Genomic DNA, 12,709 nt, shown 5'->3' with positions numbered 1-12,709 from the left:
TAATCAGACTTTGCACAAAGCCAGTGACCATACGTAAAGATAGACGGAATAAGGATTTAATCATTAAGCAGCATTGGATAGCTGCGTCGGAGTAGGTTTGATTTCGCCCTTGTTTGCCTTTTGATGGAGCATACCATTGCGTAGCAGGATCAAACCAAAGGGCAATATTTCCGCGACTCATGAGTGCTCGGTTATATGCGGGCCAATTGGTTGTGCGGTAGATTTTGTGTGCAGGCTTCTTCATTTGAAAATTATATCGCTGAAAAAGCCTTTACAGATAGATTTGTGCAACAAAGCCTACCTAAACTGCCAACTTTTGCTACCATTAGCTTTTACAAAAAAATATAAATTTGGACTATCCCATAGACGATAATCTTTCATTTCTACTTCTAGTGCAGTAAGTACTGTATCTACTAAGTAACCTTTTTTCTTTAAATCAGTGCGTTTCATTACAACTTTTAATAAAAACATGTTGATATCAGTTGATCACAGCACTCGATTCATTCAGAGAGTTTTTCATCAAAGTTCAAGAAAAAGGTTTACTTTTTATAGAGCGATTTTAGTTAAATAGTCGGCCCACCACTGCATCAGTTCACGGCGCTCATCTAAATGCTGTGATTTATCATAGATACCCTTTACGCCCTTTTTCTTATGCGCCAGGCACACTTCTATCACTTGCTCTTTCTTACTGAATGTGTCATTCAAAATGGTACTTGCAAGATGTCTAAAACCATGAGGATTTTGTTTTCCTTTATACCCCAAGCGATTCAGAGCTAAATTGAATGTCATATCACTAATCGTTTTATTGACAGAAAGACGGCTCGGAAACAAGAACTCAGACTCTGGCTGAATGGATCTTAACTCTGTGAGTAATGTAACTACTTGCTTAGATAGTGGAACTTGATGTTCCTGACGTGTTTTGGTCATTTCTGCAGGTTTGGTCCATAAGGCTTTTTTAAAATCGAATTGCTCCCACTTTGCCATCCTTAACTCACCTGGACGTGGGAATAGTATAATAAGCAACTCAAGACCAATGCCGATGGCGCGCTTTTTATTATTACGAATTTTCTTAAGTAAAGCTGGTAATTCATCAACAGTCACGAAATTCATGTTCCCTGACTCGTAGGCATCTAGATGTTTGCTCATGCCTGCTATTGGATTTGAATTTATCTTGCCTTTAAACTTTGCCCAGTCATAGCAACCACGTACGTATGAAACCAATTTCTCAATCTGAGTATGAATACCTAAAGTACGTTGTAGTCCTTGGAAAAAATCAAACCACTCTTTTGGTGTAATCTCTTTGTAATTACCTTGACCAAACACTGGAATAATGTGCTTCTCAATAGATTTTTGAGCTTTCGTGTATGTTGCCTCACCCCACTTACTTGATTTAGTGTCCAGCCACTCTCTCATTAGGTTTTCAAAGTAAAAGCTTTCAAGCTCTTTTCGTTCCTCGAGCAGTACTTTCTTCGACTTCAGACTTTCACCTTTAGAAAGAGTTGAAGTAAATTCTCGTGCTTTTTGACGAGCAAGTTGAGCACTCACTTGAGGATAAGCACCTAAGCCCATTTACCTTCAGAATTCTTGTAACGTTACTGCCAATTTTTAACACCTGATTTTTTGACTAAAAAATATAAGCCCGCACCGTCCAGTTCACGATAGTCTTTTTCTTCAGATTCTAAGGATGCTAAGGTTTTTTCACTAAGCGGTCTTTTCTTTATATCTTTCCGTAACATGTATTACACCTTGTATCACGAGTTCGATTATTAAACCGTGATACAAGCTGTGATACAAACATGCGGCAGTTTTAGAGATACATACCAGAATTTTAAAAACAAAAAACCCCCCTAAACCGATGAATTTAGGAGGTTTTCTGCTTTATACAACGATATGGAAAGCTGTATAAAAGCTAATCTTGGTAGGTATATCCAGACTCGAACTGGAGACCTCTACGATGTCAACGTAGCGCTCTAACCAACTGAGCTATACACCTGAAGTCCAAGCATCATATTCATTTTTATTTTTTATGACAAGCCCTTTTCTGAGTTTTTTAAACTTTGCGTACAAGTTTTAAGCAAAGCCTTAAAACATTGAATATCTTGAGAACTTAGCGCTCTACCTACATAAATTTCCTGTTCAAATAACGTAATAGCTTGTTCGAATGAATCCTTTTCTTGTTCAGGTACATTTTCAGCCAAACGTTGTAACCAATGCCTAAAACTTTCAGAAGTTCCTTTTTGTAGGTTCAAGGGTAATTTCTTTGCAAAATTGGTAATTTCTCTTTCGAGAGGGCTTAAACTTTTTCTTTTTTTCCACATAATCCATATAAAATAAAATACAACAACTCCACTAATACTCAATACAAGTATTAAACCTCCTGCATATGCAGAATTTACACCGAGCTTTTTGAACCATTGTTGTTGAGATTCAGTATTATAACCTACGACCTTGCTTTGCCATTGGTAACTCGCATAATCACTCCATACACGGACTTTTTTCAATATGGCAAATTGCTGATAGGCCCAAGTCGACTGCTTTGTTCCAAAAATTGTACGATCTTGTGCCATATAATCCTGCATTCCACCATCGATACGCTGCGGTGCGATGATGGCCGTCGGATCAATACGACGCCAATTTTGATTGACATAAACCTCTGTCCACGCATGAGCATCGAGCTGACGAACTTCCCAACTTTTCCCATCTGGTGCTAATTGACCACCCTGATAACCCACAACGATTCGTGCTGGCACTCCAGCATAACGCATCAACATTGCAAAACTTGAAGCAAAGTGTTCGCAAAAGCCTTGTCGTGAACCAAATAAAAAATCATCGATACGATTTTGTCCAAGCACACCGGGGCTTAAAGTATAAACAAAGTTATTGTTTTGATACCAATGAAATACTTGATCTATATAATGCTCTGGATCCGCCCCACTTTTACCCCATAATTCTTGAGCCAATCGTTGAGACTTGTGATCTAACTGATGTACATAACGCGTATTTAGTTTAGCTAACCACTGTGACTGAACCGGTTTCGGAAGCGTTGCTATGCCTAACCATTTTAATTGTATTGGTTCGGTCCGAGCCGTTAAACGATAAGGCGTAATTCGACCATCTTGACCAAATAGAAATCGTGGCTCTGTAGGCACAGATTGCTCAAGGGCCATCACCCACATTACACTAGGGTCAGCAGCAAGATATTGGTAATTTAAAGTCTTGCTCGGTAGTATTTGTGATACATCAAACTGAGTTGCTTGATGATTTACAAAATGACTGGTCCATTTAGTGCCATCATATTCATCTAATGCCATCCCCCGCCAATACAGCTCTGTACGTGGTGGCAAGGCTTGAATATCACCGATTATACGAAAAGCTAAACTACTTGACTGTGATAACTCAGCAATATCGCCTGGAGACATGCTGTCACTAATCCCTGTTGTGGCTTTATTTTCAGGAATTGGAATGTGCCATAGTGGCGGCAGGCGTGGAAAAAAGAGAAACAGTAAGATAAAGAATGGAACAGCTAAGGAGATAAATTTTCCAACATGACCAATATCTTGTTTAATCGCTTGTATTTCACCGATTAAGTTTTGACTAAAACCAATGGTCTGTAAACGGTATAATCCAATAAAACAGCTCATTAACGCCGTTAAAACAAGCGCAGCCATGCCAAAAGATTGACTGAATAAAAAGCTACTCGCAATCACAAATAAGGCAAAGTTAAATATGATGATTACATCGCGTTTATTTTTCGTTTCTAGTGATTTGGCAAATAAAAATGTCGTAAGTACTGCTACACCTGCATCAACACCAATAAAAGTTTTATGGCTCAGGTAAATACTGATTAATGCACTCAAAGTCAGTAAATAAGTCCAAACTTTAGACAAGGGCTTTTTATTGACTCGCATATTGAGTAGCAAGCAAATCCAAATGATAAAAAAAACCAAAGTTGTCGCCATTGGAATATAAAGAACTTGAGTGGCAAGCACCAAAGCCAAAGTCAGTAAAATCGCACGTTGAATAGAAGGCTGAATCATATGTTAAGCCTGCGCCAATAAAAGTTTAGCTGTAGCCAATTGCTGTTGCCCTTGGCCAAATGGCAATTCAGCCTGTGGTAAATACATCGCATAAGTACAATTTAATTGTTCCGCTTGTTCAACTAAACCCATCATCAAACTGAGCTTTTCTTCATGTGAGTTCGCTGGCATTTGCTGATAATCTATTTCAAGTTTATGTTGATCAGCATATTGCTCAAATACTTTGACATATAAACCTTGCCCACGTGCTGCTTGCTTCCATGAAACAGCGTGCAATGAATCTCCTGTTTGAAAACTTCTCAGCTCACGAAACTCATCCATATCTGGTTCAAAATTTTGTTGATGTTGTTTATTTTCAGCACTTGTTACACTTGATTGAGGCGCTACCCAGGCCTCCTGTTGGACATATAAATATGTCCATGCTCTTACCAAGCCAAATGGATAAGTACTAAAAATCTGAATTTCAGGAATTGTAAATTTACCGCGGTGTGTCGTCTCAAAATTAATCTGAACATGATGCTGTTTGTCTTGAATGAGGATTTTTTGCAGATGTGTCGCTGTTTTATACCAAAGATAACGAGCTTGTAATTGGTTTTGATTCAAGTACAAATTCACAATTTGAGGCTCACCAATTTGTGGCGTTTCCCCGACCACCACGTCAAGCGTTAAACCATGTAGTTGCTTAAACGTAAGATAAAAACTGATACACAACACTGCACTGATTAAAAAGCAAAAACCTAATATTAAGTTATTGGCATAATTCACACCTGCAATGAACGTGATGAAAATTAACGCCAGATACAAATAACCTTGCTGGTAGATGAAAATCAGTACATCTTTTTGAGTTAACTGCTTTTTCTGATCAATTTTAAAGCGTCTTGCAATCCACTGCTGCCATTTCGAAGCCAAAAGTCAGCTCCTTATTGAATTGCAATCTGTTGTAATAGTTGCTTTGATTCGGCATTGGACAAGCCGATACGATGTGCTACCACTGCAGCGAATACTGCTTGTATATCATCAGGATTGACATAATTTCTCTGTTCAATCAGCGCATATGCTTGAGCTGCTTTTTTTAGTGCCAATACACCACGCGTGGACAAACCATGACGACCTTTTCGTGTTTCTGCGGCCAAATCCAAAATGTAATCAAGTATTTTTTCACTCAAGTGAATCTGCCCGACCAAGCTTTGCAGCTCTAATACTTCGGCTTCAGTAAAAACATGTTTTAAAGTGGCAATTAATTCATGGCGTGAGTCTTGTTGTAATAACAGTCTTTCCGCTTGTCGCGACGGATAACCTAAAGATAACCGCATTAAAAAACGGTCTAGTTGGGACTCAGGTAAAGCATAAGTACCGCTCTGAAATAAGGGGTTTTGTGTCGCAACCACCCAAAATGGTTGAGGCAAAGCATAACGTACACCATCGACCGTCACATAACCCTCTTCCATGGCTTCTAATAAAGCACTTTGGGTCTTTGGGCTACAACGGTTAATTTCATCTGCCAGTAAAATTTGGGTAAAAATTGGCCCCGACTTAAACTCAAAATGGTGCTCTTTTTGATTAAACATATTCACACCAATCACATCGCTGGCCAGCATGTCATTGGTAAATTGAATGCGTTGAAATTTGAGGCCTGCTAAGTGCGATAAAGCACTGGATAATGTTGTTTTTCCTAAACCGGGTAAGTCTTCAAATAGCACATGCCCGCCTGCCAATAGACAGGCTAAAGCCAATTTGGTTTGCTGATTTTTATCGAGAATAATTTGATTGATTTGATCAAGAAAAGTGTTAATTTTAGGATAATAGGACGCGAGTTTTTGCTCATCTACCAGACGATTTATTTGCTGTTGTTCTTGACGCTTCTCTGTTCCCCAAAACACCTTTTATTCCCCAATAAAAAAGTTGATTGATCACTAACATACAGGTTTTTAAATTGAAATACATTCTTTATAGCAAAACAATCTATGTAAAATCATACCTAATTTAGATTCCAATTAAATTTAAAAAGTATGCATTTTTCTTAACTTCGCGCCTTCGATTGCTACCTTGGCATAATAGCGCTCTGAATTTTCCATATCCTTTCGTTTAATCTCAAATTGATTGTGTAAAAAAAAGCGCCTCGAAAGGCGCTTTTTTTTCATTATGTGTTTAACACGGACATTTTTTCATACCGCCACCTGCTGATGGATAACGTGCATCCACACAGTAGCGGTAAAAGGTTTTTGCATCCATCGCTTCCAAATCTGGATGATGTTTTTTCATGTGTTCCAAATAGTTTTGATAATCAGGAACACCTACCATCAAGCGAAAACTTTGCTGCAAACGCTGCCACAAGGTCGCAATACGTGACCAATTTTTCGGGTTCAGAATTAAATCCTTCTGCGACATAATGGTCATTTTAATGATCTTATAAATCACTGTTTTTCCACTTTTTGCAAACTTCAGGTTCATTCACTTTCCCCTATTAATGTGCTGACTTTGATGGCTCAATTTCAGCTGGATCACGATAAATTGCTTCTGCTTCATTCACCGATGGGTTTGGATTTGCTAATGCACGACGTACCACACCAATTGCAGCAAACAACATGACAAAAGCCACGATCATAAAGAATGCACATAGACCCGCATTAATTTGATTCGACAATGCCACAGTTTGCATCTCAGCAACTGTTTTTGCAGGCGCTAAAATTTCGTTCCTCGCAATTGCAGCATTAAAACGATCTGCTTGAGCCAAGAAACCAATTTTAGGATTTTCGTGGAAAATCTTCTGCCATCCAGCAGTCATCGCAGTGATAAACAAGAATACAGTTGGAATGATCGTCACCCAAACATATTGTTGTTTCTTCATTTTAAACAGGATCACTGTACCCAAAATAAGTGCCATTGCAGCAAGAATTTGGTTACCGATACCGAATAATGGCCATAGGCTGTTAATACCACCGAGTGGATCGACTACGCCTTGATAAACAAAGAAACCCCAACCTGCAACAGCTACAGCTGTACCCAACATATTACCGAAGAAATTATGTGAGTTTTTTACCGCAGGAATCACGATACCCACAGTATCTTGCACCATGAAACGACATGCACGTGTACCCGCATCAACAGCGGTTAAAATGAAAAGTGCTTCGAATAAAATCGCAAAGTGATACCAGAACGCCATCATTGAACGGTTATTGAAAATTTCCGTAATGATGTGGGCCATACCAATGGCAAATGTTGGTGCACCACCAGTACGTGACAGAATTGAGTTTTCACCCACTTCTTGCGCAAGTAATGTTAATGCTTCAGGCGTGACCACAAAGCCTAAAGTACGTACCGCTTCTGCAGCAGACTCAACCGTTGTACCAATTACAGCCGCTGGCGCATTAATTGCAAAATATACACCCGGTTCAAGAATTGTTGCGCAGACCAATGCCATAATCGCAACAAATGATTCCATTAACATGCCGCCGTAACCGATCATGCGAATATCTTTCTCATTATTCACAAGTTTCGGTGTCGTTCCTGAAGAAACGAGCGCATGGAAACCTGAAATCGCACCACAAGCAATGGTAATAAACAAGAACGGGAACATTGAGCCGGCAAATACAGGGCCTGTACCATCAATGAAATGTGTTACCGCTGGCATTTTCATTTCAGGTAATGCAAACATGATACCAATTGCTAAACCTGCAATAACACCAATTTTCAAGAAGGTAGATAGGTAATCACGTGGAGCAAGCAGCAACCAAACGGGTAATACAGATGCCACGAAACCATAACCAATCAGCCACCAAGTCAGTTCAGTACCTGAAAGAGTAAAGAATGGCCCCCAGTATGGATGTTGTGCAATATCACCACCGTAGATAATACCCGCCATCATTAATACAAAGCCAATTATAGAGACTTCAGCAATTTTACCTGGACGGATATAACGCATGTATATCCCCATGAAAATTGCAATTGGTACAGTAGCAGCGATACTAAATACGCCCCATGGACTGTTGGTTAATGCTTTTACAACAACCAATGCCAGTACCGCGAGAATAATGATCATTACACCCAAGGCACCAAGCATAACGATGATACCGGCAAAAGAACCCAGTTCTTGTTTTGCCATTTCACCCAGTGAACGACCATCACGGCGTGTTGAAATAAATAAGACAAGGAAGTCTTGTACCGCACCGGCAAGTACCACACCCACTAAAAGCCAAATTGTCCCTGGTAAGTAACCCATTTGAGCGGCAAGAATAGGTCCCACTAAAGGACCCGCACCCGCAATCGCAGCAAAGTGGTGACCAAATAAAACACTTTTATTTGTTGGCACATAATCTAGACCGTCAGCCAAACGATGTGCAGGTGTTAAACGTCGTTCATTTAGCTCAAATACTTTATTTGCAATGAATAAGCTATAAAAACGATATGCAATGCTATATACACAGATTGCTGCAAGAATAAGCCAGACTGCATTGACATGCTCGCCACGACTTAGTGCCAAGATACCGAACGATACGGCACCTAGAATGGCCACAAACAGCCAGATAATTTTTGAAGCCATTCCTGACTTCGGTTGAATGGTTTCCATCTCAATCCCTCATAAATATTGAAATAAATCAGCTTGATTTTTCTTGTTCGAGGTACTGCTGTTTCTTCCCTTGAAACTTTACTCCTGTTATGGCCGTTTTCATCTAATACTTTGGCATACAAAACTAAACCATTAGGTATAAAAAAAGGGATGATTCATCATCCCTTTCGATAATAGTCTATTTTTTAAACCATTATGCACGTTCTAAATAATCACCAGTACGAGTGTCTACACGAACGCTTTCTTCTTGCTGTACAAATAATGGAACACGTACAACTGCACCTGTTTCAAGCTTAGCAGGTTTACCGCCACCGCCTGAAGTATCACCACGTACGCCTGGATCAGTTTCAACGATTTTTAACACAACGAAGTTAGGCGCGCTCACAGTTAAAGGAACACCGTTCCAAAGCATGATTGTGCAAAGTTCGTTTGAGTCATCTTTCAACCATTTAGCCGCGTCGCCCATAGCAACTTTATCAGCAGCGATTTGTTCGAAAGATTCTGGATCCATGAAGTTCCACATTTCACCGTCGTTATACAAGTAGTTCATTTCAACTTCTTGGATGTCAGCAGCTTCTAGTGAATCACCAGATTTAAATGTTTTTTCTAAAACTTTACCAGTTTTAAGGTTACGTAATTTTACACGGTTAAAAGCTTGGCCTTTACCTGGTTTTACGTATTCGTTTTCCATGATTGAACATGGGTTACCGTCAAGCATGACCTTAAGGCCCGACTTGAAATCATTCGTAGAATAATAGGCCATGACTGGCTCACTCCAAACTTACTAACTTTAATCTATAGTGCTACGGGCTATGACAAGTCATTTAGCAAGAACTAACTTGAGCATAAAAAGCTGCCACATGCACATTAATGTGATGTTGCGTATTCTAAATGACCAATACACTATGTCGCAATGAAAAAATCCCGCTTAAAGCGCCTAAGATGATTAAGTTACACTCATACATGAAAGATCTTTGTTTATACAACAGTCATGAACAGGTAAAATTAGAGTGGTCTCAAAGCCAAATTAATTTTTTTAAATTGTGATTCATCATATATCCAATTAACTGAGATCAGCTAGAAATTATATTCTGAGCTCTGCATTTATCCGGCTTATGGTCATCCCCTAACCTAGCATTTTCAAACATTCGGCATGATAAACTATTTATTTCAAGAGCAAAACTGGCAAACTCAACTCAGTGATTTGATTACTGACCCACGTGAATTGCTTGATACCCTAGCACTTTCACATGATCAACTTTTGTCAGGTGCACTACTTGCCACGGATCAATTTCGCTTACGTGTACCACGTGCTTTTGTAGAAAAAATGCAAAAAGGCAATCCGCTTGATCCACTTTTGCTCCAAGTTTTACCGCATCATCTCGAACTTGAAGAGCATGAAGGTTTTGTCACCGACCCTTTAGGCGAAGAACAAGCCAACCAACAACCTGGCGTCTTACATAAATATAAATCACGATTTTTACTGACATTGACAGGTGCATGTGCAGTTCATTGTCGTTACTGTTTCCGCCGTCATTTTCCATACCAAGAAAACCTACCTAAAAATGATGACTGGCCAAATATCAAACAATATATTGAACAGCAACCCGATATTAATGAAGTGATTTTAAGTGGTGGTGACCCACTGACGCTGTCAAATCGTAAACTTCAACTCTGGATTGATCGTTTATCTGAAATTCCTCAGATTAAATTTTTGAGAATTCATTCACGAGTTCCTATCGTAATCCCCAACCGTGTCGATGAAGAGCTGGTTTCTATTTTAAAAAACAGTAGGCTACGCATTATTCTAGTGGTACACTCAAATCATGCATCTGAGCTTGATGATTTTACGTGCAGCCAGCTTCAACAGCTTGTCAAACAAGGAATCACCGTGCTTAACCAAGCCGTTTTATTGAAAGGGGTCAATGATTCAGCTGATGTATTGGTCGAACTAAGTTACCGCTTATTCGATGCAGGCGTAATGCCTTATTACTTACATGTTCTAGATAAAGTCAAAGGTGCTTCACATTTTGATACACCGGCGCAGAACATAGATTTAATTTATAAAGAAGTTTTAGAGAATCTACCGGGTTACTTGGTTCCTAAACTTGTACGGGAAATCGCGGGCGAGAAAAACAAGACACCGCTTTTTGGGGCTTCAACTTTTTGAGTTAAATAATAAAGATGACCACGCATACTTCAGATACGTTTCAACATCCGACTGAATTAAAGCTGGATAAACTGAGCTTTTGTCCTACCAATGCCAAAGGACTACAAGAGTGGTTAAATGGCATTTCAATTTTACAATTAGGTACTTCATCTAAAGCACTGTTTAATGCGTTGCTAGAAATTTCTGAGCTCAAGTGCCAAGAAATGCTACGTTTTGATTTGGTTCAGATTGTTCATCCAACTTTGGAAAGTGTACTTACCAGTTTAGAAAAGCACTTTACCAATCAGAGCCTAATTACGACGGATCGTAATGACCAAATCATTGAATTGGCCATGTTATTACGTAGCCATTTTGCCAAGATTTATATTGATATTGCCAAACGCTGTAACCAACAGCTTAATCAGCAAAAATTTTCAATTTTTTCATTTGGTCATAAAAAAAGTTTGCAAACCGCGCGTATTGCTTCGATTTACTATGCGCTACAACAAATGACTATGCTGTTGTATCAACAGCACATGCTGTACACCATGCCGGTTCCAGGGCAATGGCTCGCTGCACATCAGTTAATTGAATGTGCCATTGAACATAATTTTTATCAAAGTAATATTAATCAGGTTTTAGGTACACAGCACCAAATTGCTAATATTGCGCAAGCCTACGCACAACTGATTTTGCTGGATATATTTAATAATAATCAAATTCGTCCTGCTGAAATACACGGGTTATATTTGTGTAGTTATGATTGGGCGAAGCTCATTCAAATTTTACCAAAAGAAACCACTCTATCGCGTTATATTGTTGACTGTAAAAAAGACTACCCACCAGTATTAAACGCGAAGCAAAATAATCAGTATCAACCCAATGTGTATATTTCTACACAGAGTTTACTTGAGCATTTGACTGAAACTCAGACTAAGAATGCCAACTATCTGTCGAAGAATGAGAAATTATTCTTAACCCCTGCACTGTATTTCCATATTCATAACATTCTGACCAACAATACAGAACGCCGTCATGAGCGTTATGAGTACTCGGCACAAATCAATATTTGTTTCAGTTTATCTGTTGCACACTTTTATCTTTCTAAAGGTAAAAACTTTAACGAAACACTTGAACTTGAAGGCAATTATCAATTCCATAATGAAGCTTCATTTGTCAATGCCAGTGATTCAAACATACCTACAGGCATGACCAATGCCAAAGCTCTCGACCGTGAAGCAAAGCAAATTCATAGCGCAGAAGTACTGGACATTAGTGTCAATGGCTACCGTATTAAATGGACAGGTACAACACCGGCCAACTTAAAAACTGGCGAATTTATTTTAATTCAAGAAAATGCTCAAAGCCCTTGGCGTGGTGGAGTCATTCGCTGGATTAAACAGTCTTCTGAAAAAAGTCTCGAACTTGGCTTAGAAGTCTTAGCACAAGACCTCTACCCTTGTTCCGCGCATATTCGGACTGACCGCAACACAACGAATCACCAGCCAGCACTTTTGGTTCAAACTACACAACTTGACCAAGTATCAACCACGCTTATTTTGCCGGGTGCCAACCTGTTCCGCGAAAAGCAAACGATACACTTACGTCTAGGTAAAGAAGATCTAAAAGTTTACTTAACCAAAGCGCAGTTAGTAACGCAAAGCTTTATTCGCTTTGAATATGAATTATTGAATGAAGAGCAAGAAAATGTCGTTAAAGACTTTATTGCGAAACAGAGCAATGAAATCAAAAATAATGACTTATGGGAAGCATTGAAGTGAGAAATCCATTACTGTCTAAAAAGCTAAAACGTACGGAAACACGCTTACTGAACCGTACCGGGTTTGTCGGAGACTCAATATTCTGAGAGACTATTCCGATGAAAAAACCAAACTATACCCCCGAAATTAGAGAAAGAGCGGTTCAATTACTAATTGAATCTGAAAAAGATTATCC

Annotated in this window: 10 protein-coding genes, 1 tRNA gene and 1 pseudogene; 2 read left to right on the top strand and 10 right to left on the bottom strand. The window is 39.2% G+C overall.

Annotated elements, in window-relative coordinates; translation table 11 throughout:
- From FTT84_RS14705 to efp, 10 genes and pseudogenes are all read right to left on the bottom strand, one after another.
- Positions 1-244: transposase (locus FTT84_RS14705; RefSeq protein WP_180191843.1), on the bottom strand; the 244-nt coding region annotated here is incomplete at its 3' end.
- A gap of 53 nt (positions 245-297) precedes the next feature.
- Complete coding sequence (locus FTT84_RS14700; protein ID WP_257223379.1) at positions 298-471, bottom strand: DUF4102 domain-containing protein; 174 nt, start codon at positions 469-471, stop codon at positions 298-300.
- 75 nt (positions 472-546) lie between these two features.
- Positions 547-1,736: pseudogene (locus FTT84_RS14695) on the bottom strand (tyrosine-type recombinase/integrase).
- Positions 1,737-1,916: 180 nt separating this feature from the next.
- Positions 1,917-1,993: transfer RNA gene (locus tag FTT84_RS14690), tRNA-Val, on the bottom strand.
- Between the two features lie 31 nt (positions 1,994-2,024).
- Positions 2,025-4,037 (bottom strand): DUF3488 and transglutaminase-like domain-containing protein, encoded by a 2,013-nt coding sequence (locus FTT84_RS14685; protein WP_180080818.1) that lies wholly within the window; start codon positions 4,035-4,037, stop codon positions 2,025-2,027.
- 3 nt (positions 4,038-4,040) lie between these two features.
- Positions 4,041-4,946, bottom strand: coding sequence for a DUF58 domain-containing protein (locus FTT84_RS14680; RefSeq protein WP_180080820.1), 906 nt, complete (start codon positions 4,944-4,946; stop codon positions 4,041-4,043).
- A gap of 11 nt (positions 4,947-4,957) precedes the next feature.
- On the bottom strand, positions 4,958-5,917 hold the full coding sequence (locus FTT84_RS14675) for a MoxR family ATPase (RefSeq protein ID WP_180058281.1): 960 nt from the start codon (positions 5,915-5,917) through the stop codon (positions 4,958-4,960).
- A gap of 268 nt (positions 5,918-6,185) precedes the next feature.
- Entirely contained in the window at positions 6,186-6,488 is a 303-nt protein-coding gene (locus tag FTT84_RS14670) for a YbdD/YjiX family protein (protein ID WP_180080822.1), read from the bottom strand.
- 13 nt (positions 6,489-6,501) lie between these two features.
- Positions 6,502-8,604, bottom strand: coding sequence for a carbon starvation CstA family protein (locus FTT84_RS14665; RefSeq protein WP_180080824.1), 2,103 nt, complete (start codon positions 8,602-8,604; stop codon positions 6,502-6,504).
- A 193-nt stretch (positions 8,605-8,797) separates the two neighbouring features.
- Positions 8,798-9,367, bottom strand: a complete 570-nt coding sequence (efp, locus tag FTT84_RS14660; protein ID WP_067762759.1) for an elongation factor P — start codon at positions 9,365-9,367, stop codon at positions 8,798-8,800.
- Between the two features lie 390 nt (positions 9,368-9,757).
- Between efp and epmB the strand changes: the two genes are divergently transcribed.
- Both epmB and FTT84_RS14650 read left to right on the top strand, forming a co-directional pair.
- A complete protein-coding gene (gene epmB / locus FTT84_RS14655) occupies positions 9,758-10,774 on the top strand; it encodes an EF-P beta-lysylation protein EpmB (protein WP_067762760.1) in 1,017 nt (338 codons plus the stop codon).
- A 14-nt stretch (positions 10,775-10,788) separates the two neighbouring features.
- Positions 10,789-12,534 carry a GTPase gene (locus FTT84_RS14650; protein ID WP_180080826.1) on the top strand — a complete coding sequence of 582 codons (1,746 nt, stop codon included), beginning with the start codon at positions 10,789-10,791 and terminating at the stop codon, positions 12,532-12,534.
- Positions 12,535-12,709: the final 175 nt, after the last annotated feature.

The organism is Acinetobacter sp. YH01019 (assembly GCF_013420285.1).
In the GTDB taxonomy this organism is placed as follows: Bacteria; Pseudomonadota; Gammaproteobacteria; order Pseudomonadales; family Moraxellaceae; genus Acinetobacter; species Acinetobacter gandensis.
Note: the sequence above shows the minus strand (reverse complement) of the source record. Positions and strands in the feature narration are given on the sequence as shown.

What these genes read in the sequence shown, in the direction of transcription:
- epmB (WP_067762760.1), top strand. Translation starts at nt 9,758, where the DNA reads ATGATAAACTATTTATTTCAAGAGCAAAACTGGCAAACTCAACTCAGT.
- FTT84_RS14670 (WP_180080822.1), bottom strand. Translation starts at nt 6,488, where the DNA reads ATGAACCTGAAGTTTGCAAAAAGTGGAAAAACAGTGATTTATAAGATC.
- FTT84_RS14665 (WP_180080824.1), bottom strand. Translation starts at nt 8,604, where the DNA reads ATGGAAACCATTCAACCGAAGTCAGGAATGGCTTCAAAAATTATCTGG.
- FTT84_RS14650 (WP_180080826.1), top strand. Translation starts at nt 10,789, where the DNA reads ATGACCACGCATACTTCAGATACGTTTCAACATCCGACTGAATTAAAG.
- FTT84_RS14685 (WP_180080818.1), bottom strand. Translation starts at nt 4,037, where the DNA reads ATGATTCAGCCTTCTATTCAACGTGCGATTTTACTGACTTTGGCTTTG.
- FTT84_RS14700 (WP_257223379.1), bottom strand. Translation starts at nt 471, where the DNA reads ATGTTTTTATTAAAAGTTGTAATGAAACGCACTGATTTAAAGAAAAAA.
- efp (WP_067762759.1), bottom strand. Translation starts at nt 9,367, where the DNA reads ATGGCCTATTATTCTACGAATGATTTCAAGTCGGGCCTTAAGGTCATG.